This is a genomic window from Nonomuraea sp. NPDC048882, assembly GCF_040649755.1.
Taxonomy (GTDB): domain Bacteria; phylum Actinomycetota; class Actinomycetes; order Streptosporangiales; family Streptosporangiaceae; genus Nonomuraea; species Nonomuraea maheshkhaliensis.
Genome location: NZ_JBEZGB010000003.1, coordinates 640,801 through 664,135, shown reverse-complemented (window position 1 = coordinate 664,135; position 23,335 = coordinate 640,801). Strand labels below are relative to the sequence as shown.

At 73.0% G+C, this 23,335-nt stretch carries 19 protein-coding genes; 2 read left to right on the top strand and 17 right to left on the bottom strand.

Features of this window, described 5'->3' with window-relative positions:
• Window positions 1-9 precede the first annotated feature (9 nt).
• The 5 genes from AB0C27_RS12975 to AB0C27_RS12955 form a co-directional block, all read right to left on the bottom strand.
• Window positions 10-711, bottom strand: a complete 702-nt coding sequence (locus tag AB0C27_RS12975) for a hypothetical protein (RefSeq protein WP_357842256.1) — start codon at window positions 709-711, stop codon at window positions 10-12.
• Window positions 711-1,607: a carbohydrate ABC transporter permease gene (locus AB0C27_RS12970; protein WP_357842253.1), complete on the bottom strand. Its 897-nt coding sequence runs from the start codon at window positions 1,605-1,607 to the stop codon at window positions 711-713. The genes AB0C27_RS12975 and AB0C27_RS12970 overlap by 1 nt, the downstream gene beginning before the upstream one ends.
• A complete protein-coding gene (locus AB0C27_RS12965) occupies window positions 1,604-2,521 on the bottom strand; it encodes a sugar ABC transporter permease (protein WP_357842250.1) in 918 nt (305 codons plus the stop codon). Before AB0C27_RS12965 ends, AB0C27_RS12970 begins: the two co-directional genes overlap by 4 nt.
• A gap of 63 nt (window positions 2,522-2,584) precedes the next feature.
• Window positions 2,585-3,880: a sugar ABC transporter substrate-binding protein gene (locus AB0C27_RS12960; RefSeq protein WP_357842247.1), complete on the bottom strand. Its 1,296-nt coding sequence runs from the start codon at window positions 3,878-3,880 to the stop codon at window positions 2,585-2,587.
• A 35-nt stretch (window positions 3,881-3,915) separates the two neighbouring features.
• Window positions 3,916-4,926 (bottom strand): hydroxyacid dehydrogenase, encoded by a 1,011-nt coding sequence (locus AB0C27_RS12955; protein WP_357842244.1) that lies wholly within the window; start codon window positions 4,924-4,926, stop codon window positions 3,916-3,918.
• 450 nt (window positions 4,927-5,376) lie between these two features.
• Here AB0C27_RS12955 and AB0C27_RS12950 point away from each other — a divergent pair, with 450 nt between their 5' ends.
• The gene (locus AB0C27_RS12950; RefSeq protein WP_357842241.1) at window positions 5,377-7,641 is read left to right on the top strand and encodes a DUF2264 domain-containing protein; all 2,265 of its coding nucleotides are present in this window, start codon (window positions 5,377-5,379) and stop codon (window positions 7,639-7,641) included.
• Window positions 7,642-7,806: 165 nt separating this feature from the next.
• On the opposite strand, the gene AB0C27_RS12945 is transcribed toward AB0C27_RS12950, so the two are convergent.
• The 6 genes from AB0C27_RS12945 to AB0C27_RS12920 all read right to left on the bottom strand — a co-directional run bounded on the left by AB0C27_RS12945 (window position 7,807) and on the right by AB0C27_RS12920 (window position 15,308).
• A complete protein-coding gene (locus AB0C27_RS12945; RefSeq protein ID WP_357842238.1) occupies window positions 7,807-9,069 on the bottom strand; it encodes a substrate-binding domain-containing protein in 1,263 nt (420 codons plus the stop codon).
• Window positions 9,070-9,386: 317 nt separating this feature from the next.
• Window positions 9,387-11,024: an AMP-binding protein gene (locus AB0C27_RS12940; RefSeq protein WP_357842235.1), complete on the bottom strand. Its 1,638-nt coding sequence runs from the start codon at window positions 11,022-11,024 to the stop codon at window positions 9,387-9,389.
• A gap of 124 nt (window positions 11,025-11,148) precedes the next feature.
• Complete coding sequence (locus tag AB0C27_RS12935) at window positions 11,149-11,469, bottom strand: hypothetical protein (RefSeq protein ID WP_357842232.1); 321 nt, start codon at window positions 11,467-11,469, stop codon at window positions 11,149-11,151.
• Between the two features lie 155 nt (window positions 11,470-11,624).
• A complete protein-coding gene (locus tag AB0C27_RS12930; RefSeq protein ID WP_357842229.1) occupies window positions 11,625-12,200 on the bottom strand; it encodes a GNAT family N-acetyltransferase in 576 nt (191 codons plus the stop codon).
• An 11-nt stretch (window positions 12,201-12,211) separates the two neighbouring features.
• Window positions 12,212-13,192, bottom strand: a complete 981-nt coding sequence (locus AB0C27_RS12925) for a DUF2804 domain-containing protein (RefSeq protein WP_357842226.1) — start codon at window positions 13,190-13,192, stop codon at window positions 12,212-12,214.
• Window positions 13,193-13,253: 61 nt separating this feature from the next.
• Complete coding sequence (locus AB0C27_RS12920; protein WP_357842223.1) at window positions 13,254-15,308, bottom strand: SpoIIE family protein phosphatase; 2,055 nt, start codon at window positions 15,306-15,308, stop codon at window positions 13,254-13,256.
• Window positions 15,309-15,529: 221 nt separating this feature from the next.
• Here AB0C27_RS12920 and AB0C27_RS12915 point away from each other — a divergent pair, with 221 nt between their 5' ends.
• Window positions 15,530-17,497: a serine/threonine-protein kinase gene (locus AB0C27_RS12915; protein WP_357842220.1), complete on the top strand. Its 1,968-nt coding sequence runs from the start codon at window positions 15,530-15,532 to the stop codon at window positions 17,495-17,497.
• A gap of 6 nt (window positions 17,498-17,503) precedes the next feature.
• Here the strand turns inward: AB0C27_RS12915 and AB0C27_RS12910 are convergent, their stop codons facing one another.
• Genes AB0C27_RS12910 through AB0C27_RS12885 form a run of 6 tightly spaced genes read right to left on the bottom strand, consistent with a single transcriptional unit; the run spans window position 17,504 to window position 23,294 of the window.
• Window positions 17,504-18,874, bottom strand: a complete 1,371-nt coding sequence (locus tag AB0C27_RS12910; protein WP_357842217.1) for a nucleotide pyrophosphatase/phosphodiesterase family protein — start codon at window positions 18,872-18,874, stop codon at window positions 17,504-17,506.
• Window positions 18,871-19,998 carry a metabolite traffic protein EboE gene (gene eboE, locus AB0C27_RS12905; RefSeq protein WP_357842214.1) on the bottom strand — a complete coding sequence of 376 codons (1,128 nt, stop codon included), beginning with the start codon at window positions 19,996-19,998 and terminating at the stop codon, window positions 18,871-18,873. The genes AB0C27_RS12910 and eboE overlap by 4 nt, the downstream gene beginning before the upstream one ends.
• Window positions 19,998-20,864 carry a TatD family hydrolase gene (locus tag AB0C27_RS12900; protein WP_357842211.1) on the bottom strand — a complete coding sequence of 289 codons (867 nt, stop codon included), beginning with the start codon at window positions 20,862-20,864 and terminating at the stop codon, window positions 19,998-20,000. The genes eboE and AB0C27_RS12900 overlap by 1 nt, the downstream gene beginning before the upstream one ends.
• A complete protein-coding gene (locus AB0C27_RS12895; RefSeq protein ID WP_357842208.1) occupies window positions 20,864-21,493 on the bottom strand; it encodes an EboA domain-containing protein in 630 nt (209 codons plus the stop codon). The genes AB0C27_RS12900 and AB0C27_RS12895 overlap by 1 nt, the downstream gene beginning before the upstream one ends.
• The gene (locus AB0C27_RS12890) at window positions 21,490-22,353 is read right to left on the bottom strand and encodes a sugar phosphate isomerase/epimerase family protein (RefSeq protein WP_357842205.1); all 864 of its coding nucleotides are present in this window, start codon (window positions 22,351-22,353) and stop codon (window positions 21,490-21,492) included. Before AB0C27_RS12890 ends, AB0C27_RS12895 begins: the two co-directional genes overlap by 4 nt.
• Window positions 22,350-23,294 (bottom strand): SCO3242 family prenyltransferase, encoded by a 945-nt coding sequence (locus tag AB0C27_RS12885; protein WP_357842202.1) that lies wholly within the window; start codon window positions 23,292-23,294, stop codon window positions 22,350-22,352. Before AB0C27_RS12885 ends, AB0C27_RS12890 begins: the two co-directional genes overlap by 4 nt.
• Window positions 23,295-23,335: the final 41 nt, after the last annotated feature.

Genomic DNA, 23,335 nt, shown 5'->3' with positions numbered 1-23,335 from the left:
GGCCGCCCGCTAGCGATGGTCGTGGGCCGGCGGCTCCAGGATGGGGGCGAGGACGTACCTGGTGGTGGCCCAGGCGGCGTACAACAAAGGTGAGGCCACGAGCAGCACGCCGAGCACCGGCTTGGCGAGGACGACAAGCAGGGCCAGGGCGAGGACGACGAGGGTGGCCGCGGACAGGTACCAGCGGCGGGCCACCAGGAACAGGCACGGCCGCAGCAGGGAGCGCAGCCGCGTGCCGGGGACGGCGGCCAGGGTGAGCAGGGCGAACGTCAGGGACATGACCAGCGCGGCGGCGGTGCAGAAGAAGAGCACGAGCGCCGGCCCCCACGTGGTGCCCGCGACGGCCACGGTGTCCACGGCGAGCACGCCGACGGCCGCCGCGCCGGCGGCCCAGACGGCCAGGGCGCGCGGGGCGGCCCGGCGGTAGGAGCTCCAGAACGCGCGTGGCATGCCCGTGGACCCGCGGCCCAGGGCGTCGAAGCAGCCGAACGCCCCGGCCAGCGCGGGGCCGCAGGGCAGGGAGAGCAGCGCGAAGAACGGCCACGACGCGAGCGGGTCACCGACGATGGCCAGCGCCGCCAGCAGCGGCAGGCAGGCGGCGGCGAGCAGGACGTTCGTCATGAGTCCCGCGTAGACGATGTCGAAGATCCGCTCGTAGGTGCTCTGGCGGGCGGGGCGCAGCAGCCGGCGGGCGGTTCCGTACCCGCTCATCACTTCAGCCCGCTGGTGGCGATGCCGCGGATGAAGTACCGCTGCCCGAACAGGAAGATGACCATGATCGGCAGCACCGACAGCACCGCGCCCGTCATGATCATCGCGTATTCCGCCTCGTACTGGCCGACGAACGAGCGCAGCCCCAGCTGGATGGTCCACAGCTCGTTGCTGGTCAGGTAGATGAAGGGCCCCATGTAGTCGTTCCACGTGCTGACGAAGGTGAGCAGCGCCAGGCTGGCCAGTGCCGGTTTGGACAGCGGCAGCATGATGCGCCGGTAGATGCCGTACTCGCTGAGCCCGTCGATGCGCGCGGCCTCGCACAGGTCGTCGGGGATCGACATGTAGTACTGCCGCATGAGGAAGACGCCGAACGCGCCGAACGCCTGCAGCAGGATGATCGACAAGTGCGTGTCCGTCAGCTCGGCCCGCTGCATCATGATGTACTGCGGCACCATGTACGCCTGCCACGGCACCGCGATGGTGGCGATGTAGGCCAGGAAGAGCGCGTCCCTGCCGGGGAAGCGCACCTTGGAGAAGCCGTAGGCGGCGAAGCTGCCGGTCAGCACCTGCAGCAGCGTGATCACGACCGACAGGAACGCGGAGTTGCCCAGGTAGGTCAGCAGCGGGATGCGTTCCCAGATCTCGATGAAGTTCGACCAGCGCAGCTCCGGCGGGATCCACTGGATCGGCACGGTGAAGACCCGGTTGTTCCGCTTCAGCGACGAGGACAGCATCCACGCGAACGGCACCAGCACCAGCACCGTCACCACGGTCAGCCCCGCGTAGGCGAGCGCCCCGCGCAGCGTGGACCGGCCGCCGCGGGGCGTCGTGCCGCCGGCGCCGGGGGCGGGTGCGGTGCCGGGAGGAGCGGCGGTGTCGGGCAGCGCGGTCATATGGCGCTCCTGCGCTCGTTGATGCGGAACTGGACGACGGTGACGGTCAGCACGATGACGAACAGCACCAGCGCGACGGCCGAGGAGTAGCCGAACTGCCCCTCCTTGATGCCCTCGCGGTAGACGAGCTGGGCCAGCACCAGCGTGCTGCGGCCCGGCCCGCCGTTGGTCATGACGACGATCAGGTCCAGCACCTTGAAGCTCTGGATCGTCAGCATGACCAGGACGAAGAACGTCGTGGGCCGCAGGCACGGCAGCGTGACGCTCCAGAACCGCTGCCACGGCCCGGCCCCGTCGACGGTGGCGGCCTCGTAGTACTCGCGCGGGATCGTCTGCAGGCCGGCCAGGTAGAGCACCATGTAGTAGCCCATGTCCCGCCACACGCTGGTGATGATCACGGCGGGCATCGCCCAGTCGGTGCTGGCCACCCAGCGCGGCGGCTCGGTGACGCCGATCGCCTCCAGGAGCTGGTTGACGGGGCCGGCGGTGGGGTTGAACAGCATGTTCCACACGACCGCGACGGCGACGAGCGAGGTGACGTACGGGAAGAAGGCGGCGGTGCGGAAGAACTGCACGCCCCGGATCCTGCGGTTGAGCGCCATGGCCAGCCCGAGCGCCGCCACCAGCGTCAGCGGGATGTGCCCGGCGGCGTAGAAGAGGGTGTTCCTGAGCGCGACGTGGAAGTTCTCGTCGCCGAACATCCGCCGGAAGTTGTCCAGGCCGACCCATTCAGGCGTGCTGTAGGAGTCCCACTCCAGGAACGCCAGCGCGAACGCGGCCAGCATCGGCACGAGCGTGAACAGGGCGAAGCCGACGAAGTTCGGGAGGATGAAGCTCCACCCGACGAGGATGCCGCGCCAGGCGCGTGCCCGGCGGGGCGGGGCCGGCGTCGGTTGCGTCAATGCCTGAGTCATGGTTTCCTTCGCGACGCTCCGTCGAGCGCGGGACCCGGGATCGCTCCCGGGTCCGCTGCCGGGCTAGTTGAGTACCTCGTTCTTCACCCGCTCGTTCATCGAGCGGATGCCGTCGGCGACGGACTTGTCGCCCACCATGATCAGTTCGTGCTCCTCGTTGAGTATGGTGTCGATGTCGGAGGTGTTCTCGCTGACCGGCATCTCCAGCGCCACCTTGTCGGGCTCGAACGCCTTCTTGGAGCGCTCGTCCGACGGCATGCCCTTGAGCCCGAAGTACGCCTTGGTGATCTCGGGGCTCTGCAGTGCCGGCACCACGCCGACCTTGGTGATCGCCTCCGCGCCCGCCTGGCTCGCGGCGAACTGGACGAACTTCTTCGCCGCGTCGGCGTGCTCGGCGCGCTTGTTGACGGCGAACGCGGTCGGCGAGCCGAACGTCGTCGTGCCGGTCGCGCCGGCCCGCTGCGGCATGGGGGCCAGCCCCCATGCGACGTCGCTGGCGCCCTTGGCCTTGGCCTCCAGGATGCCGGAGATGTACCAGGTGCCCATCGGCATCAGCGCGGTCTTGCCGCCCTCGAACTGGGTGCGGTAGTCGGCCTGCTGGGACTTGGCGGTGCCGAAGTCGAGCACGGCGCCGGCGTCCTGGAGGCCCTTGGCCAGGTTGTACTGCTCGGTGAAGAAGGTGTAGTCGCCGCCGAGCTGGTCGCCGCCGGTCTGCGCGGCGGAGATGGCCTGCACGACCGAGCGCCAGGTGTGGTGGTAGGCGCCGTGCACCTTCTCGCCGCCCTCGCCCTGGGTGAGCTGCTTGGCCAGCTTGGCGTACTCGTCCCAGGTCAGCGGGTCGGGCAGCTCGACGCCGGCCTTGTCGAGCAGGGTCTTGTTGTAGTAGAGCAGCCAGAAGTCCTGCCGGTACGGCAGGGCGTAGTAGGCGTTGCCGACGTTGAACGCGTCGAGCCCGGCGAGCTTGGCGTTGCCGGGCGACTTGGCCAGGTCGGTGAGGTCGGCGAGCTGGCCCCGGCTGGAGTAGCGGGAGTAGTCGGTGACGTTCTTCATCGTGATCACGTCGGTCTTGTCACCGCCCGCCAGCATCGTGGTGACCTTCTCGGGGTAGTCGTCGGCGAGGATGTCCACCGGCTTGACGGTGATGTTGGGGTTGGCCTGCTGGAAGGCGTCGAAGAGGGCCTTGAACTCGGGTGTCTTGGCCAGGTTCCAGACCGTGACGCTGAGGGTGATCTTGCCGTTGGGGTCGGCGGGCTCGGGGTCGCCGGAGCCGCACGCGGCCAGGGTGAGGGAGAGCGCGGCCACGATGCTCAGGCCCTTCACCACCTGCCGCCGTGTCCGGGGCTGCGCTGACGTGATCATGGGATCCGGTCTCCTTCTCCGTCACAGGGGGTTGGTCAGGCGCTGACGGTGAACTCGTCCGGGGTGACGGCCGTGAGGAGGGGCCGGCCGGACAGGTGGCGTTCCAGTTCGTCGAGGGCGCTGTCGCTCATCCGCCAGGTCTCGCTGCCGAGCGAGCCGGCGATGTGGGGGGTGATCATGACGTTGGGCAGCTCGTACAGCACCGATCCGGCCGGGAGGGGCTCGGGGTCGGTGACGTCGAGGATGGCGTCGAGGCGGCCGGCGGCGCACTCGCGCTCGATCGCGGCGGTGTCCAGGACGGCGCCGCGGGCGGTGTTGATGACGGTGGTGCCGTCGCGCAGCAGGGCCAGCTCGGCCGCGCCGATGAGGTGGCGGGTCTCGGGCAGCGAGGGGACGTGCAGCGTGAGCACGTCGCAGCCGCGCAGCAGCTCCGCCAGCGGGACCAGGCGGCCGCCCGCCGCGCTCACCTCCGCCGCGGCGGCGTACGGGTCGGAGACCAGGACGTCCACCTCCAGGTCGCGCAGCCGCTCCACGACCCGGCGGCCGACCCGGGAGAAGCCGACGACACCGATCGTGCGGCCCCGGTTGGACAGCTCGCCGCGGCGGGTCACGTAGGACCAGTCGTCGCGGTGGGTGCGGGCGTCCTGGGCCAGGAAGGGCGCCTTCTTACCGGCGAAGATGATCGCGGCGAGGGTGAACTCGGCGACCGGGATCGCGTTGGCGTCGGCGGCGCTGGTCACGACGATGCCCCTGCGCCAGACCTCGTCGGTGACGAACGGGCGCACGGTGCCGGCGCAGTGGAAGACGGCGCGCAGCCGGGGCGCGTCGGCCAGCCGTTCCGCGGTCAGGGGCGGGCAGCCCCACGACGTCACCAGCACCTCGCTCTCGCGCAGCCGCCGCCGCGCGGAGGGGGTGTCCAGCTCGGGGGTCCAGATCGGGTCGGCGAGTTCGGTGAGGGCGCGCAGCCGGCGCAGCTGCCGCTGCCCGAACTGCACGTCCAGCGTGGCCTGGTCCATGACCAGCAGGGCCCGGGGAGCCTCGCTCACCGGAGCGGTCCCGGGCGGCTCGCGACTCGTGATCTGGCGTTCAAGCTGGGTCTCCTCGGGGTGCGGGGGCTCGGGGCGGGGTCTCCCGATCGGCCGCCCGGAGCGGGACTCCGGCCAGCCGATGGGCAGGCGTTGCGGCCGGCGTTTCGGTGGGCCTTTCGGGCGGCCGATCGGGCGGCGTTTCGGCAGGCGTTTTGGCAGGCGTTTCGGGCGGCGCACGATCGATTTCGCTCATCTGTGATCGGACGGCATTGCACCGGAGTTAAGCGTGGCCGCTCGTCCTCCGTCAAGAGGCAATCGGATCGTTTCGATCAGCATTGCTCGCCTTAGATCACAACTGGTCAACGAAAGCGCCGCCGGTCCGGTGACCGCTTGACGTGCTCCCGTGGCGCTGTAACCATCCCGTGAATCCGTGGTTACGTAAACATGCAAGGCTGAAGGGATCTGTGCATGCCGCGCATACCCGACGATCCGGCGCTGTCGCCGTACACCGGGTGGACCCGGGCACATTGGGCGGCGCTGGCCGAGCGGCTGCTGCTGTCGGCCCGCCCCTTCGCGTCGCCGGGCCACGCGCGGATCTCCTTCCCCGGCCGGGCCGGCGGCTACGGCGCCGACGTGGACGGGCTGGAGGGCTTCGCCAGGACGTTCCTCGCGGCCGGGTTCCGGGTGGCGGGCGAGGGCGGCGACGACCCGCTCGGCCTCATGGAGTGGTACGCGCGCGGGCTGGCGACGGGCACGGATCCTGCCTCGCCCGAGCGCTGGGTCCGGCTGGACGAGCACGGCCAGGCCAAGGTGGAGGCCGCCTCGATCGCCCTGGTGCTACACCTGACCAGGCCGTGGCTGTGGGACCGGCTCGACGACGGCGTCAGGGAACGGGTCATCGCCTATCTGGCGCCGGCGGTGGGCGGTGAGTATCCGCCGATCAACTGGGTCTGGTTCCAGATCGTCGTGGAGCAGTTCCTGGCCTCGGTCGGGGGGCCGTACGAGCCGGGGGACATCGAGGCCGGGCTGGCGCTGACGGACGGTTTCGCTCGCGAGAACGGCTGGTACGCCGACGGGGCCGAGCGGTCCTACGACCACTACGCCGGATGGGCGCTGCAGTTCTACCCGCTGCTCTGGACCGAGATGGCCGCCGGCTCGCCCGCCTGCTCGCGCCCCGGCTCGGCCGCCTTCTCGGCCGCCGCGGAGGAGCGGCGGCCGGTCTACCTGGGGCGGCTGGAGCGCTACCTGCACGACGCGGTCCGCCTCGTGGGGGCCGACGGCTCGCCGCTGGTGCAGGGCCGCAGCCTGACCTACCGGTTCGCCGCCGCAGTCCCGTTCTGGCTCGGGGCCCGTTACGGCCTGGACACGCCGTCACCAGGGCTGCTGCGGCGCGCCGCCTCCGGCATCGCCCGGCACTTCGCCGACCGCGGCGCCCCCGACGCCAAGGGGCTGCTGTCTTTGGGCTGGCACGGGCCGTGGCGGCCGATCGCGCAGTCCTACTCCGGGCCCGGCTCGCCGTACTGGGCCGCCAAGGGGCTCTTCGGGCTGACCCTGCCGGCCGGTCATCCGGTGTGGACGGCCGTCGAGGAGCCGCTGCCGGTGGAACGGGACGACTACCAGCTCGTCGTGCCGTCGCCCGGGTGGCTGGTCAGCGGCACGCGCGCGGACGGGGTGGTGCGCGTGGTCAACCACGGCACCGACCACTCCCATCCGGGGTCCCACCTGGCCGACTCGCCGCTGTACGCGCGGCTCGCGTACTCCACCGCCACCTCCCCCGTGCTCGCGGGCCCGCACGCCGCGCGCCCGCTAGACCAGTCGGTGGCACTGCTCGACGCATCCGGCGAGCCCAGCCACAGGACCGGCTTCGACACCCTGCTCACGGAACGGCTTCCGACGGGAACGGCGGCGGGGGCGTCACGCTGGCGTTCGCACTGGGTCCAGCCCGACCCAACCGGCCCCGACCACGGCTCCGGCCGCCCGGGCCGGGTCCGGCTCGGCCCGTGGCTCCACGTGCTCTCCCTGGTCCGCGGGCCGTGGGAGGTCCGCCTGGTGCGGGTGGGTTCGCCGGACGATCATACAGAGGAGCCGCAAGCCCGCCTACGCATCGGCGGCTGGCCCCTCCCATCCGACAACCCGCACCCTGGCACAGCTGCCGGTGCGGATGCCACCGCTGGTGCGGGCCTGAGCACGGGCGGGGATGCCGACAAGGGTGCCGACGTGGGGGCTGGAACGGTCGCGGGTGCCAGCGCGGGAGTGGGCGACAGCGTGGGGGCGGGGCTGAACGCGGGTGCAGACGCGGGAGCGGGTGCTGGCGTGGAGGCGAACGGCCGGATGTGCTCGTGCGTGTTCGGCGGTGCGTCCCTGGACATCGCCGGGGTGACGTCGGCCGACGACGCCTCTCCCCTGGCGCCGTGGACGGTGGTGCCGTGGTGCGCGACCAGCGGCCCCGCTCGTGCGGAGGTCTGGCACGAGGCGGTGCTCTACCTCGGCGCCGGGGAGCCTGTCGAGCGACCCGTCGTCACGTGGCCCGGCCCTGCGGCCGACCCCGGGTCCGGCCCGGTTTCCGGCAGCGCGTCCAGCCCCGGGTCCAGTTCCGCGTCCGGCCCGGCTTCTGGCCCCGGGACCGGCCCGGACTCCGATCCGGCCCCTGGTCCGGAGGTCCCGTCGGATGTCCGGATCGTCTGGCCCGACGGGACCGTCGACAACTTCGACGTCTCCCGTCTGCTCGGCTGACCGCCCCGGCACCGACAGGTCCACCACAGAAGGCCAGCCGCCGGGCGTGACCGGCACCGCCTCACCGGCATCGGGGGCCCGGTGAGGCGGCCCGCTGAGGCAGCGCACTTAGGCAGCCCAGCGAGCCAGCCCAGCGAGCCAGCGCGGTGAGGCGGTGCGGGGTGGTCAGGTGGAGGAGTTGCGGACGATCAGTTGGGGGCCTACCACCACGCGATGGGCCGGACGGCGTGGGTCGCGCAGGCGTTCCAGGAGCAGGGTGAACGCGGCGCGGCCGATGGCGGCCTTGGGTGGGCGGATCGCGGTCAGTGGCGGGTCGCACAGCTCGGCCACCTCGTCGTCGTAGGTGACCACGGCCAGGTCGGCGGGCACTCGGATGCCGCGATCCTGGCAGCGTTCGACCAGCGAGATCGCCTCCGGGTCCGAGTGCACGAGCAGAGCGCGCGTGCCCGTGGCCACGCAGGCGTCGAGGAGTTCGTCCAGCGCCCGGCCCCAGCCGGGGTCGCGCCGCTCGACCGTGTGGGCGTCGGGTGTCGCCTCGGTCTCCAGCCCCAACTCCTCGCAGGCCATCCGCCAGCCGGCCCGCACGTGCGGCGACGTCGGGCTGGTGATCGTGGTCATGATGCCGACCCGCCGGTGGCCCAGGACCGCCAGGTGCCGTACGGCCATCGCCGCCCCCAGGGCGTGATCGCTGACGACCGACTCCATGGCCTCGCGGTACGGCCCCACGGTCGCGGCCCGCTCGATGAGCACGACCGGCACGCCGGCCGCCTGCAGCCAGCGGACCAGTTCCTCGCCCTCGTCGCTCTCCGTCGTGGGTGCGACCAGCAGCCCGTCCACCCCCACGGACTCCACCAGCGAGGTCAGCTGCCGCCGTTCGTCGGCCACCTGGTACGTCGCCCCGCGCAGCACGACCCGGACCCCGGCCGCCGCGGCCGCCTCGCGCACGCCGCGGATGACGTCGGGATAGTAGTAGTCGAGCGAGGGCACGACCATGCCCACGGTCAGCTCCGGCGCGTCCCCCGTCTCGGCGGCGACGTCGCGGGCGAACCCGCCGGCCCTCGCCCCGGCCGCTCCCCCGAACCCACCGGCCGGCCCGGTCACGTCCGGGCCGCCTCCGCTGAAACCGCCGGTTCCCGTGAACGTGCCCGCCCCGCCGAGGCCGACCGCCCCGGCGAACGCGCCCGTCCCGCCGTAACCGCCGGCCGACGCCGGGTCCTGGGGGCGTTCGGCGGGGGCGGCGCCGCCGCGGACGCGGCGTACGGCGCCCTCCTCGGCCAGCAGCGTGATGTCGCGCCGGATGGTGATCGCGGAGACCGCCAGCTCGGAGGCCAGGTCGTGCACCCGCATGAGCCCGCGCCGCCGCAGCAGCTCCACCAGCCGCGAGCGCCGCTCATCGGGCAACTGCCCCTGTGTCTCCGGGCCGGCCATGGGCACGCCTCCGCCTTGATCGTCTCGAACGGGCCCAGTGCTGTCTCCGGCAGGCGACACGCCGACGGCAACGTTGGTCATACTCCTCCTCGCGACGGCCCATAGTACCGATCGAAAGTGATCGAAGGTGAATTATCCCGGCACACACGTGATGCAATGATCACACATCCGCCGTCCACCTCTGACAGCCAGAGCCGAGCGCGGGCGCCGCGCCGCCCGAACGGCGGGCGCCCCGCCCGCCCGAACGCGGACGGCCCACGCGCCGAGAAGCCCCCATGGTAGGAGGCGTCGGCGGGCGGGCCGCCGGTGGAGACGACTCAGCCGCCCGATCGAGCCGCGGCGTCCTCCAGGCCGAGCAGGCCGACGGCCTCCGCGCGCATCTCGACCTTACGGATCTTGCCGGTGACCGTCATCGGGAAGCTCTCGACGAGGTGCACGTACCGGGGGATCTTGAAGTGCGCCAGGCGGCCGGCGCAGAACGCCCGGACGGACTCGGCGGTGAGCGGCTCGGCGCCCGGGCGCATGACGATCCAGGCCATCAGCTCCTCGCCGTACTTCGCGTCGGGGACGCCGATCACCTGGACGTCGGCGATGTCGGGGTGGGTGTAGAGGTACTCCTCGATCTCGCGCGGGTAGACGTTCTCGCCGCCGCGGATGACCATGTCCTTGATCCGGCCGACGATGTTGACGTAGCCGTCGGCGTCCATGGTGGCCAGGTCGCCGGTGTGCATCCAGCGGGCCGCGTCGATCGCCTCGGCGGTCTTGCCCGGCTCGTCCCAGTAGCCGAGCATCACCGAGTAGCCGCGGGTGCACAGCTCGCCCGGCTCGCCGCGCCGGGTCTCCAGGCCGGTGTCCGGATGGACGATCTTGACCTCCAGGTGCGGCATCACCCGGCCGACGGTCTCGGTGCGGCGGGCCAGGCCGTCGTCCCTGCGGGTCATCGTGGACACCGGGGAGGTCTCGGTCATGCCGTAGCAGATCGCCACCTCGCTCATGTGCATCTCGCTCGCCACCCGCTTCATCACCTCGACGGGGCAGGGCGAGCCGGCCATGATGCCGGTGCGCAGCGACGACAGGTCGAACTCGGCGAAGCGCGGATGGTCGAGCTCGGCGATGAACATGGTCGGCACGCCGTACAGGGAGGTGCACCGCTCGGCCTCGACGGCGCGCAGCGTCGCCTCGGGGTCGAAGCCGGGGGCGGGCAGCACGATGCAGGCGCCGTGGGAGGTGGCGCCGAGGTTGCCCATGACCATGCCGAAGCAGTGATAGAGCGGCACGGGCAGGCACACGCGGTCGATCTCGGTGTAGCCGACGCCCTCGCCGACGAAGTAGCCGTTGTTGAGGATGTTGTGGTGCGACAGCGTGGCGCCCTTGGGGAAGCCGGTGGTGCCCGAGGTGTACTGGATGTTGATCGGGTCGTCGAAGGCGAGCGTGGCGGCGCGCTCGCGCAGCGCGGCGGGGTCGGCGGCGCGACCCTGCCGGACGAGCTCGTCCCAGCCGGGCTCGCCGATGAACACCACCGGCTCGAAGCCGATCTCGGCCAGCATCGCCCGGTAGTCGCTGGTCTTGAACTGGACGGCGCTGACCAGCAGGCGCATGCCGGACTGGCGCACCACGTAGTCCAGTTCGTGGCTGCGGTAGGCGGGGTTGACGTTGACCAGGATGGCGCCGATCTTGGCGGTGGCGTACTGCGTGAGCACCCATTCCGCGCAGTTCGGCGCCCAGATGCCGACCCGGTCGCCCTTGGCGATCCCGCGCGCCAGCAGCCCCAGCGCGACCTCGTCGACGGCGGCGTCGAACTCCGCGTACGTCCACCGCCGCCCGGTGGCCACCTCGACCAGCGCCTCGCGGCCGGCGTACCGGGCCACGGAGCGCGCCAGGTTCTCCCCGATCGTCTCACCCAGCAGCGGAGCGGCGGAGACGCCGGATGCGTACGAGAGCAGTGAGTCAGCCATGATTGGCAGCATCCGACAGGATCGGCCGTCGCGCCACCCCCGTTGAGGGGCGAGCCGGGAAAAGCTCGGTACGCACACGCGAAAGAAGGCCGGCCGAGGTCGGCTCACGCCGGTGGAGCAGTCATCACCGGACCTGCCACCAGGCCTCGACGACGTGGCAGCCCTGCGGCTCACCGGAAACGAGCGAGTACGGTCCCGGATGGCCGGAGGTCTTGGTCTTCCACGGGCCGACGACCGTCCTCGTGTAGGGGTAGTGGGCCGAGTTGCACTTGGCGGCCACCCGGTACGTGCCGAATCCTCCCTGACACACCGCCCCCGCCACGTTCGTCGTCGAGTTGACGAAGCTGCTGCAGGCCCACACTTCGGCGTTCGCCGGCGTGGCGACCCCGGCGAGGGCGATCGTGCCGCCCGCCACCGCGCCCAGGACCCAGGCGAATCTCCGCATTGTGCCTCCTCTGTCTTCTTACGGCTTGGCTTGCACGTTTCATGGTCATCGTGTGCGTGGCCTGGAGACAGGGCGCGAGGAGGGCATCTCGCGGGCATCTTGCGGGCATACGGCGTCCGCCGGCCGGGACCGGATGGGCAGGCGATGCTCGGGGCTCAGGAGCGGTCGGCGGGCTCCAGGGCCGGGCCGAGGTTCTTGCGGTAGATGACGAAGTCGCACGGGGTGGCCAGGTGGGGTGACAGGTGCGGGTAGTCCTGCTCCACCGCGCCGGTGCCCACCGGCCGGTAGCCGATGCGGCCGTACCAGCCGGCCAGGAACTCCTTCGACGGGTGCCGCCACTCGCGCGGCACCAGCAGCTCCAGCTGCATCTCTTCGTGCCCGCGCGACCTGCCGCGCCGCTCGGCGAAGCGGACGAGCTCACGGCCGAGACCGATGCCCCGGTGCCGGGGCGAGGCGGCCAGCATGCCGAACTCGCTCGTGCCGGCGTCGAGCTCCTGCACGCGGACGCAGCCGGCGATCCGCCCGTCCACCAGCGCCACGACGATCTCGTCCGCCGCGACCAATCCGGCGATCTCCTCAGCCGACGTACGGACGGCGCCATCGGCCCACAGTCCTCGCTCCGCGTCCGCGTACACCTCGTTGACCAGCCCGGCCAGCTCGGACATGAGCCCGCCGTCGTCGGCGGCGCCCGCCGGGAGCGGCCGGATCTCGAACTCCGGCGTGTTCGTCATCTATGACTCCTTCACCATCGGTTGCGGGCCTCCTCCGCCCACCCGGTCAGGCCGTCGAGGCCGACCCAGGCGCCGTCGCCGGCCCGTACCCGGCCGCCGAAGTGCCCGAAGCACTGGTGGGTCTCCGAGCCGACGACGCCGAGCTCCGTCCGCGAGACCTTCTCGTGGAACGGGGTGAACTCCACCTCGACCCCGTCCCCCTCGACCCGCCACGGGCGCATCCAGTCGCCGCGGTCGTAGACCCACTCCAGCCGCGCCCCGATCTTGTGCAGCCGGCCGTCCAGGATGAGCGCGTTCTCGGTCAGGCCGGTGCCGTCGGTCCACTTGCCGCCGAGCTGGACGGCCCGCCCGGGGGCGCTGCCGGCGGCCCAGTTCCAGGATACGGAGTACGGCCACTTGCCCCGCCCATGGTCGAGCACCGCGAACGCGCCCGCGCCGACCTCGTGCTCCCGCCCGTCCAGCACGAGCCGCCCGCGCACCGGGCGGCCGACGTCCTTGACCGTGTACTGGAAGCGGCGCGGCCCCCACGGGATCACCACGCCGAGCGACTCGTGCCCGTCCGGCAGCGGGACCTCCAGCTCCGCCGTCACCCGTGGCGCGTGCGCGCGCAGCGACGTCCCGCCGGCCGTCTGCTCGATGACGATGCGCACGCCGCCGCCCTCGACCCTGGCCGTGCCCTGGCCGCTGCGCTCGGGGAAGGCGGCGCCGCGGGCCAGCGGCACCACGGCGTCGTGGCTCACCTCGGCGCCGGTCGCCCGGTCGAGCACGTAGACGCCGTGCACGCCGGCGTAGTCGAGCGAGGACGCCACCAGGGCGATCACGTGGGACGGGGTGACGACGCCCCAGTACTCCCAGCGCTTGGCCCGCCCCCAGCCGCGCAGGTTGGCGCGGTGCAGCGGTCGCCGGGTCCATCCGACGGCGTCCGGGTTGAGCCGGCCGTCGGGCAGGCAGAGATCCACGGGTTCGGTGATCTCCCGCTCGTGGGTCGGCATGGGATGAAAGGTACTAAAGCGGCGGGCGCCGCGTCCCGCGGGGGAAGGGGCTCCGGTACGGCTACCCGCTGTGCGCGGGCGGGACGTGGGTGGGCAGCCGCAGCGCGATCACGGCGATGTCGTCCAGGCCCGTGGTGGGCAGCCCGCTGAGCAGCTTGTCGCAGAACTTCTCCACCGGCTCGCGGGCCAGGGTCTCGGCCAGCTCGCGCAGCCGTTCCAGCCCCACGTCCAGATGCTCGCCGGGCCGTTCGACCAGGCCGTCGGTGTAGAGGAGCAGCGTGCTGCGCGGCGGCAGCGGCCGCAGGGCGGAGGCGCACGTCTCGTCGTGGCGGAAGCCGAGCAGGGGGCTGGCCGCGCCCAGCAGGAAGCAGCCGGTGCCGTCGGGGGTGACCAGCAGCGGCGGCAGGTGGCCGGCCACCGCGTAGTTGAGGCGGTAGCCGTCGTGGCACGCCTCGACCCGGGCCAGCACGCAGGTGGCGGTGATGCCCTCGGTCAGGGACTCCATCGCGATGTTGAGCCGGGTGAGTATCTCCCCCGGCGGCTCGCGGCGGTCAATCGCGAGGGCGCGCAGCATGTTGCGGAGCTGGCTCATGACGACGGCGGCGGCGAGGTCGTGGCCGGCGACGTCGCCGATGGCGATGATGACGGCGCCGTCGGGCAGGACGAAGGAGTCGTACCAGTCGCCGCCCACCTCGGCGGCGGCCGGGCTGGCCCGGTAGCGGGCGGCGATGCGCAGATCGGGCAGGAGCGGCGGCTCGGCCAGCAGGCTGTGCTGCAGCGCCAGCGCGATCTGCTGCGCCCGCTGGAAGCGGATGGCGCTGCTCAGCGCGTCGTGCGCGTGGTCGAACATCTGGCTGAGCAGCGCGATGTCCGCCTGGCTGATGGGCGAGCGGTCGCCGCAGGCCACGGCGGTGACCACGGCGGGGACCGCGCCGTCGACCACGACGGGCAGGATGAGCATGCTGTTGACGCCGTTGGCCACCAGCCACGCCTGCGTTCCCGTGGGGGCCAGGTCGGGTGGCGGCTGTCCGGGCGGGAACCGCTTCAGTATCGGCCGCCGCCGTCGCACGGCTGTGACGAAGGCGTTGCCGGGGCCCAGGTACTCCTCGCTGTAGGTGGGCAGCGCGTTGAGGCCGCTGCGTGCCGCGCTGGCGATCCGTTCGGCGACGAAGGGGGTGCCGCCGCGCACGTTGCCGGTGAGGTCGGTGACGAGGTGGACGCCGCAGCCGTCGGCCAGGGCCGGCACGATCACGCCGGTCAGCGCGCCGAGCATGTCCTCCAGGCTCGTCAGGTCGGCCGTCGCCGCGGCGGCCCGGTCGAGCAGCCGCTGGCGGCGCCCCTCCCGCCACTCGTCCTCGACGTCGCTGCAGGCCCCCACCCACTCCACGACCTCGCCGTTCTCGCGGATCGGCACGGCGCGCACGTGGAAGTGCCGGTAGCCGCCGTCGGCCATGCGCAGCAGGTAGGAGTGCTCCCACACGTCCGCGACGGTTTCGACGGCGCGCCACCACGATTCGAGGGTGGCCGCGCGGTCGGCGGGATGGATCATGGCCAGCCAGCCCTGGCCGCGGAACTCCTCCCACGGCTGCCCGGTCACCCGTTCCCAGCTGGGGCTCGCCTCGATCACGTCGCCGTCGGGGCCGGTCACCCAGATGATCTGGGCGCTGATCCGCATGAGGCTCCGGTAGCGTCGCAGGATCCGGCTGCGCTCGTCGGCGATGGCCTGGACCTGCCGGGCGGCGGCGATCTGCTCGGTGACCTCCATGGCGACCACCAGCACGCCGTGGTCGCCAGGACCGAACGTGATCCGCGACAGGCTGGAGGTGAAGAAGCGCTCTTCGCCGTCCCGGCCCACGGGCGCGATGCTGGACGGCGCGGCGGTCAGGACGCACGGTTCGCCGGTGGCGAAGACCTGGTCGAACCGGGGCTGGGCGATGCCGGGGAGGGCCTCCGCGAGCGTGACGCCGAGGGGCGGGTCGCCGAACTGGGCCCGGTAGGTCGCGTTCATGTAGACGAGCCGGTGGCCGGGGCCGCGTGTCACCGCCACGCCGACCGGCGCCGGGTCGAGCACTTCGAACGCCAGGCCGCTCCCCCCGCGGCCGTGGGCAGCTTCCATCGTGACCTCCCCCGAGGGCCACTTCCCCAAGGTGGGGCCTACCCGCGTGCGGCGGGAAGACAACACGGCACGGCCGGTCACGGCGCCGGGACCGGTCCCGGCACCCGGTGCGTACGGTGCCACAGGAGGGACGGGCGGGACCGCGGCGCTGCGAGGGAGACGGAATGGAAAACCTGCCGGCGAGTTTCGCGAGTCCCCTTTCCGAGGCCAGAATCTTGACCATGACCCCTCACTCTCCGCTCGTCCCCGGTGACCCTTCACGTCTGGGAGGCCGCGAACTCCTGGGCCGGCTCGGCGAGGGCGGCCAGGGCGTGGTGTACCTGGCCGTGGAGGGGGACACGCGGGTGGCGGTCAAGTGGCTGCGCGGCGACCAGTCGGACGACTCGGTCAGCGTGGCGCGGTTCCTGCGGGAGGCGGAGGTGGCCAGGCGGGTGGCGCCGTTCTGCACCGCGGCCGTGCTGGACACGGGGGTGGAGCAGGGGCGGCCGTACATCGTGAGCGAGTACGTCGCGGGCCCCTCCTTGCAGCAGATGGTGCAGCGGGAGGGGCCGCGCTCGGGTGCGGCGCTCGACCGGCTGGCCATCGGCGCCGCGACCGCTCTGGCGGCGATCCACCGGGCCGGCATCGTGCACCGCGACTTCAAGCCGGCCAACGTCATCCTCGGCCCCGACGGGCCGCGCGTGATCGACTTCGGCATCGCCCGCGCGGTCGCCGCCACCTCGACGATCAGTGCCACGCCCGTCGGCACGCCCGCGTACATGGCGCCCGAGCAGATCGCCGGTGACGTGACCGGGCCGGCGGCTGACATGTTCTCCTGGGCCGGCACGATGGTCTACGCCTCCTGCGGGCGGGGGCCGTTCGGCAACGAGGCCGTGCAGCAGGTGATCAGCCAGGTGCTCTCCGCCCCGCCCGACCTGGGGCGGCTGTCGGGGCCGCTGCGCGAGGTGGTGCTGCGGTGCCTGTCGAAGAACCCGGCCGAGCGGCTGACGGCCGAGCAGGTGATCAAGCGGCTGCTGGCGCATCCGGTGCCCGACTCCGGCCTGCTCGCCTCGGGCGCCATGCGGGCCGCGCCGTCCGGCGGCCCCGAGCAGCACGGGAGGTCGCGGGCGTGGCCGGTCGCCGCGGGCGTCACGGCGGTCGTGGTGGCGCTGGGGGTGTGGGCCGCGGTCGCGCCGCCGTGGGCGGCCCCGCCCGCGAAGCAGGTCGCGGTCTCCAGCCCGGCGGCGACGCCGCAGGTCACGCGGTCCATCGCGGCCGAGACGCCGGTGAAGACGCCGGTGAAGACGACGCTGCCGGGCGGCGCGATCACCCTGTACGAGCACCCGTCGGACCCGATCGCGCTGACCGCGTACGAGGTCTACGAGAAGAAGGCCGACGACGACGTCGACTACGCCAGGCGGTCGCTGCGCGGCGCCTCCTTCGACCGGCACGCGGGCAACTGGGAGTCGCTGGTCTCCCCCGACGGCCGCTATCTGGCGGGGCGGCAGAAGGACTACACCTCGCAGGGCTACGACTCGGTGCTGCTCAACGACAGGACGATGGGGTCGAGCTTCCGGGTCATGACCGTGCGCAAACCGCTGATCAGCACCATCCGCTCCTGGTCGCGAGACAGCTCCCGCCTCCTGCTCAACATCGACAAGAAGGTCAAGGGCGACGACGGCAAGGACGAGTGGATCTCCCTCGGGTTCGCCGTCGTGGACGTGGCGCGGGGCAAGGCGGACGTCGTCGAGGTGGCCGACGAGTCGATCCGCGGCTCCGACTTCGGCTGGGACGCCACCGACACGGGCGTGGTCATCGAGTACGGCGACGACGACGGGCTGCGCCTCTTCGACCGCTCCGGCAAGCGCGTACGAGACCTGCCGGGGGTCGGCTCGACCGCGTCGGGCACCACGGACCTGTTCTCCCCTTCCGGCGCCATGCTCGTGACCGACTGCCCCGAGAGCGACGGCGGTGATCACTGCCTGTGGGACACCCGTACCGGGGCGCAGGTACGCGCGTTCACCTCCGACTGCGACAAGGTGCTCGGCTGGTACGACGAGTCGCACCTGTTCTGCTGGGAGCTGGACAACGCCTCGCTCGACGAGGTGCGGGTGGTGGACTTCGACGGCAAGCTCGTCCGTACGCTGCTCCAGGTGCCGGAGAAGCTCGACCTCACCCCGCTGTTCACCGTCAGGCCGGCCGGCTCCTGAGGCCGGTCAGCCGCCGCCCGGCCGTCCGAGCCGCAGCAGCAGGTCCTTGACCTGCGTGGCCTCATATCGGTCCCTGGTCTCGGCCGGGTCGGAGCAGAGCAGGACGGGCGCGTCCGCGGCCCCCGCGGGCAGCAGTCCGTGCGAGCCGCGCACGGCCCTGGCGCCGGCGTCGAGGCCGACGACGTTCATCAGGTAGCGCAGCCCCAGCTTCTTGCGCAGCAGCGCAACGCCGGCGCGGCGCTTGGCCGCCGCCGGAGCGGCCGGGTCGAAGAAGAGCTCGGCGGGGTCGTAGCCGGGTTTGCGGTGGATCTCGACCAGGCGGGCGAAGTCGGGGGCGCGGGCGTCGTCCAGCCAGTAGTAGTAGGTGAACCAGGCGTCGCGGTCGGCGAGCAGCACCAGCTCGCCCGAGCGCGGATGGTCCAGGTCGTGCGCGGCCTTGCCGCCGGCGTCGAGCACGGTGGCGACGCCGCCGATCGAGGCGCACAGCTTGGCGACGGCGGGCAAGTCGGCGGGGTCGCGGACGTAGACGTGCGCGATCTGGTGGTCGGCGACGGCGAACGCCCGCGACGTCCACGGGTCGAGGTACTCCATGCTGTCCTGGGTGTGCACGCGCAGCAGGCCCTCGGCGCGCAGGGCGCGGTTGACGTCCACGGGGCGGGAGACGTCGGTGATGCCGTACTCCGACAGCACCACCACGGTCCGCTCCCCGGCGGCGTCCAGCAGCGGCGCCAGCACGCCGTCCAGCTCGGCGGCCGCGGCGGCGCAGCGCGGGTCGCCGGGGCCGTAGCGCTGCAGGTCGTAGTCGAGGTGCGGCAGGTAGGCGAGGGTGAGGTCGGGGTCGCGGGTGGTCATGATGTGCCGGGTGGCGCCGGCGATCCACCGCGAGGAGGGCAGGCCGGCGCCCGGCCCCCAGTAGGTGAACAGGGGGAACGTGCCGAGCTCGGCGGTGAGCTCGTCGTGCAGCTCGGGCGGGTCGGTGTAGCAGTCGGGGTCCTTGCGGCCGTCGGCGCGGTAGATGGGCCTCGGGGTTACCGTCCAGTCGACGTCGGCGCCCATGGCGTACCACCAGCACACGTTGGCGACCGTGTACCCGGGCCCGGCGGCGTGCCACAGCTTCTCCCCGCCGACCAGGGCGTTGTGCTGGCGCCAGAGCAGCACCTCGCCGAGGTCGCGGAAGTACCAGCCGTTGCCGACGATCCCGTGGCCGGACGGGGGCAGCCCGGTGAGGAACGTGGACTGGACCGAGCAGGTGACGGCGGGCAGGACGGTGCCGAGCTCCGCCTGGAAGCCCTGGGCGGCGACGGCGCGCAGGCGGGGCATGTGCGCGAGCAGCCGAGGGGTGAGCCCGACCACGTCCAGGACCAGCAGTTTCGTCATCCGGTCACTCCCAGCTCGCGCAGCTCGGTACGGGCGAATTCCAGCTCGGCGGCGATGCCGGCGGCGAGGTCCGCGGCGGTCGCCGGGCGCAGGGCGGGCGGCAGCACGCTCCAGGTGTAGGTCTCGACGTCGTAGTGGTCGCACAGGGGCTCTGGCCCGCCGGCCAGCTCGGTCAGGGCCTCGCGCAGCACCGGGATGGTGGTGGTCAGCGGCGGGGCGGGGTCGGCGTGCAACGGCACGTGGTAGTGGACCCGCCACGGCGCGGGCAGGCCGCGCTCCAGCGCCTCGTCGAGGTCGTCGGCCGCGTCGCCGGCCGGGGTGCGGGTCTGGTGCAGGAAGCGCGGCTCGGCGTACTCGCGCAGGGCCGCCGGGCTGGCGGTCTCCAGGGCGGCGGACAGCTGCACCTTGACGATGGGCAGGCCGGCCGCGCGCAGCGCCTTCAGCGCGGCGGACGGCTGCTCCCAGGCGCAGGCCAGGTGGGCCAGGTCGAGGCAGAGGCCGAGCCGTTCCGTGTCGGCGCCGGCCAGGTGCGTGATGGCCTGGGCGGTGGTCTCGACGACGCAGCCGGGTTCTGGTTCGAAGCCGACGCGTACGGTCCTGCCGGTGCCCGACTCGATGCCGGCCAGGCCGGCGGCCAGCTCGTCCAGGTGGCGGGCGGCCGCGTCCGCCATGGCGGTGTTCCACGGCTCGCGCCAGGCGAGCGGCAGGGTGGAGACCGAGCCGCGGGCGGCGTCGTCGGGCAGCAGGCCGGCCAGCACGCGGGCCAGGTCGAGGGTGTAGGCGAGCCGGTCGGAGGTGGTCCAGTCGGGGTGGTAGACGGCCTGCTTGACGACCGGGTCGTGGAAGGAGCGGTACGGGAAGCCGTTCAGCGTCACGACCTCCATGCCCCGCACGTCGAGCTCGCGGCGGAGTTTCCGCAGCCGCGCCGGGTCCGCGGTCAGCTCGGCGGCGACCGGCGCGGCCAGCCACAGGCCGAGGCCAAGCACGCCGGTGCCGAGCGCGGCCCTGATGGGGACGGCGTAGGCGTCGAGCTGGGCGATGATGCCGCCGAGGTCTTCGGCCGGGTGCACGTTGGTGCAGTAGCCGAGGTGCAGCGGCGTCCCCGAGGGGTGGCGCAGGCGCATCACTCGCCGCCGCGCCTGATCGAGCTGCCCGCGAACGTCGGCTCGGCGAACGACGGTTCGGCGTCGGTGAGGCCGGTCAGGTCGAGCCGTCCGGACTGGGCGTAGAACTCGACGGGGTTGCGCCACATCACCCGGTCCACGTCCTCGTCGCCGAACCCGGCCGCCAGCATCGCCCTGGCGGTCTCCAGCGTCAGCAGCGGGTCGGAGACGCCCCAGTCGGCGGCCGAGTTGATCAGCACGCGTTCGGTGCCGTACCGGCGCAGGATCTCCACCATGCGCGGCGGCGACATCTTCGTCTCGGGGTAGATCGAGAAGCCCATCCAGCAGCCGGTGCCGCTGACGAGCCCGACGGTGACCTCGTTGAGGTGGTCGACGGCCACCCGTCCGGGGTCGATGCCCGAGGCGGCCACCAGTTCCAGGGTGCGCCGGGTGCCGCGGGCCTTGTCGCGGTGCGGGGTGTGCACGAGCGCGGGGAGGTCGTGCTCGATCGCCAGGGCGAGCTGGCGTTCGAACGCGTCGTCCTCCTCGGGGGTCATGGAGTCGTAGCCGATCTCGCCGACCGCGACCACGCGGTCCTTGTCCAGGTAGCGGGGCAGCAGGTCCAGCACGGGGACGCAGCGCGGGTCGCCGGCCTCCTTGGGGTTGAGCGCGATCGTGGCGTGGTGCACGACGCCGAACTGCGCCGCCCGGTACGGCTCCCAGCCGAGCAGCGAGTCGAAGTAGTCGGTGAACGAGCCCGGGTTCGTCCTGGGCTGGCCGAGCCAGAACGACGGCTCCACCACGGCCAGCACCCCGGCGGCGGCCATGCGCGCGTAGTCGTCGGTGGTGCGCGATGTCATGTGGATGTGCGGGTCGAAGATGCGCATCAGGTCTCCTCGCTGGTGAGCCGGCGGAGCAGGGCCGAGGCGTCCGGTGGCATGGGGCGGCCGGCGGCTTCGCGTTCCTCGGCGAAGGCGGCCAGCATCGCGGCCAGCTCCGCGTCGGCCCGCTCGTCCAGCCGGTCCACGGCATCGAGCGGGACGCCGGTGAACACGCACTTGAGCACCGCCTGCCGCCAGGCCGCCTGATCGAGGTGGCGGGCGTAGGGGCCGAGGGCGGCGGCGAGCAGGCGGGCGTCGTTCGTGCGCAGGGCGTCCAGCAGGAGGTGGACGGCGGCCGTGCCGATGGGGAGCAGGGGCAGGGCCTTGAGCACGGCCCGCTTCTCGTCGGCGTCGCCGTACCGGTAGAGGTCGAGTGTCTCGGGGGTGAGGCGGTCCGGCGGGAGCGCGGCCAGCAGCAGCGCGCGTGCGGCCTCGTCGGCGCTCCAGCCGGGCACGCCGGGCAGCGGGGTCCGCCCGGCCCGGCGGCCGGCGGCGGCGAAGGACCGCGCGATGCTGCCTGGCCGGTCGGCGGCGGCCTCGATCGCGCCGTCCAGCCAGGTTCGCTGCGGATGATCACGGAACGCGGCTCGCAACCGCTCGGCCGTCACCTCGGACGCCTGTACGGGCTGCTTCACGTGCGGGCTCCTTCGGGGACGGGCAGGGACTCCTGCGACTCCTGTTCGGCGCGGCGCAGGAAGGACAGGGAGCGGGCCGCCACGTCGGGAGCCGCGTGCGAGTGGCGCGGCAGCTCGACGGCGACCAGGCCCCGGTAGCCGCAGCCGGCCAGGGCGGCCAGCACCGGCGGGAAGTCGATCTCGCCCTCGCCGAACTCCAGGTGCTCGTGCGTCCCCCTGCGCATGTCGTCGATCTGCACGTTCACCAGGTACGGCGCGACGGCCTCGACGCAGGCGGGCACCGGGTCGGGCTCGTTGCAGCGGCAGTGGCCGATGTCCAGGGTGAGGCCGAACCCGTCCGGCTCGCCGAGCGCCCGGCGCAGCGCGTGCCAGCCGGCGATCGTCTCGACCAGCATCCCGGGCTCGGGCTCGAACCCCAGCGGCACGCCGTGCGCGGACTCCAGCAGCCGGGCGCAGCCCCGTACCAGCCGGTCCCGGGCCCGCCGCGGCGGCACGTGCGGCGGGCGTACCCCCGACCAGAACGACACCGCCTCCGCGCCCAGGTCGGCGCCGATGCGGGCGGCGCGGCACAGGAAGTCCACCCGCCTGTCGTGGTCGTCGTCGAGCAGGGTGGGGGCGTGCTTGCGGCGGGGGTCGAGCAGGTAGCGGGCGCCGGTCTCGATGACGACGGCCAGCCCGAGCGTACGCAGCCGGTCGGCGACCGCGGCCACCCGCCCGGCCAGGCCGGGGGCGTAGGGGTCGAGGTGGTGGTGGTCGAGGGTGAGGGCGACCCCGGTGTAGCCGAGATCGGCGATGACGTCGAGGGCGTCGGTGAGGCGGTGGTTGGCGAAGCCGTTGGTGCCGTAACCGAATCGGATCATGTCGGGGACAGCTTTCTGGCCAGGCGGCGGGCCACCGGGACCGCCGCGGCGATGGCGAGACCGATGCGCGGCGCACCGGCCCGCGCGACCAGCGCGCCCTGGAGGGCGGGCAGGCCGACGATCCCGGCCGTCACGGCCTCCCGGACGCGCTCCGCCGTGGGCTCGGCTACGGCCCGGGTCTGCGCGGACCCGAACTGCCCCGCGTACCAGAGAGCCAGCCCGGCCCGGACGACGGCGGGCCAGGACTCCCCCAGGGCCCGCCGAGCCAGGCCGACGGCCGAGGTGGGGCCGGGCGTCCCGGAAGGCTCATGACCGTGCGGGACGACGGCGGTCGTCGAGTGGCCCGCGACGGCGGCGGTCAGGGTGAGGGTGGCGGCCAGAGTCGTAGCGGGGGTGCGGCGGGTGGTACCCGCCGTCTCGCCACGGGACAGGGCGGTGAGCAGGTACGTGTGGGCGGCGACGGAGAGGGCGGCGGGCAGCGCGGCGGCGGGCGAGCGGCCGGGGGTGGCGCCCAGCAACACGTCCAGGCCCCGGCAGAGCGCCATCGCGGCCGGTCCAGCTCGGGTGTTCTTGGCGGCCAGATCGTACGCCCAGACGGCGCCGGCCAGCGGCACGGCCACGGCCAGGGCGCGGCGGCCCCCGGTCAGACCCGCCAGGGCGAGGCCCGCGACGGTGAGCCCGGCGGCCACCCCCAGGGCCGTGCCCGGCGCGACCCGCCCCGAGGGGATGGGGCGCTCCGGCCGTTCGACGGCGTCGAGGTGGCGGTCGGCCCAGTCGTTGGCGGCCATGCCGGCCCAGTACAGGCAGATCGACGAGCAGGCCAGCCCGGCCGTCCGCCCGCCGAGCGCCCGCCCTGCGGCGGCGCCGGCGAGCACGTCACCGGGAACCGACAGCGCGGCCGGCGCCCGAACGAGTTCCAGCAGGTCCCGTGGCCCCGCCATGGTCACCCTCCTCACCGCCGGCCACTCGGCCCCCGGCTCGC

Excerpts from the sequence above, each read along its gene's own strand:
- AB0C27_RS12970 (WP_357842253.1), bottom strand. The coding sequence starts at position 1,607 with ATGACCGCGCTGCCCGACACCGCCGCTCCTCCCGGCACCGCACCCGCC.
- eboE (WP_357842214.1), bottom strand. The coding sequence starts at position 19,998 with ATGCGCCTGCGCCACCCCTCGGGGACGCCGCTGCACCTCGGCTACTGC.
- AB0C27_RS12920 (WP_357842223.1), bottom strand. The coding sequence starts at position 15,308 with ATGGAAGCTGCCCACGGCCGCGGGGGGAGCGGCCTGGCGTTCGAAGTG.
- AB0C27_RS12885 (WP_357842202.1), bottom strand. The coding sequence starts at position 23,294 with ATGGCGGGGCCACGGGACCTGCTGGAACTCGTTCGGGCGCCGGCCGCG.
- AB0C27_RS12910 (WP_357842217.1), bottom strand. The coding sequence starts at position 18,874 with ATGACGAAACTGCTGGTCCTGGACGTGGTCGGGCTCACCCCTCGGCTG.
- AB0C27_RS12890 (WP_357842205.1), bottom strand. The coding sequence starts at position 22,353 with ATGATCCGATTCGGTTACGGCACCAACGGCTTCGCCAACCACCGCCTC.
- AB0C27_RS12930 (WP_357842229.1), bottom strand. The coding sequence starts at position 12,200 with ATGACGAACACGCCGGAGTTCGAGATCCGGCCGCTCCCGGCGGGCGCC.
- AB0C27_RS12975 (WP_357842256.1), bottom strand. The coding sequence starts at position 711 with ATGAGCGGGTACGGAACCGCCCGCCGGCTGCTGCGCCCCGCCCGCCAG.
- AB0C27_RS12935 (WP_357842232.1), bottom strand. The coding sequence starts at position 11,469 with ATGCGGAGATTCGCCTGGGTCCTGGGCGCGGTGGCGGGCGGCACGATC.
- AB0C27_RS12950 (WP_357842241.1), top strand. The coding sequence starts at position 5,377 with ATGCCGCGCATACCCGACGATCCGGCGCTGTCGCCGTACACCGGGTGG.
- AB0C27_RS12925 (WP_357842226.1), bottom strand. The coding sequence starts at position 13,192 with ATGCCGACCCACGAGCGGGAGATCACCGAACCCGTGGATCTCTGCCTG.
- AB0C27_RS12945 (WP_357842238.1), bottom strand. The coding sequence starts at position 9,069 with ATGGCCGGCCCGGAGACACAGGGGCAGTTGCCCGATGAGCGGCGCTCG.
- AB0C27_RS12960 (WP_357842247.1), bottom strand. The coding sequence starts at position 3,880 with ATGATCACGTCAGCGCAGCCCCGGACACGGCGGCAGGTGGTGAAGGGC.
- AB0C27_RS12940 (WP_357842235.1), bottom strand. The coding sequence starts at position 11,024 with ATGGCTGACTCACTGCTCTCGTACGCATCCGGCGTCTCCGCCGCTCCG.
- AB0C27_RS12915 (WP_357842220.1), top strand. The coding sequence starts at position 15,530 with ATGACCCCTCACTCTCCGCTCGTCCCCGGTGACCCTTCACGTCTGGGA.
- AB0C27_RS12900 (WP_357842211.1), bottom strand. The coding sequence starts at position 20,864 with ATGCGCATCTTCGACCCGCACATCCACATGACATCGCGCACCACCGAC.
- AB0C27_RS12965 (WP_357842250.1), bottom strand. The coding sequence starts at position 2,521 with ATGACTCAGGCATTGACGCAACCGACGCCGGCCCCGCCCCGCCGGGCA.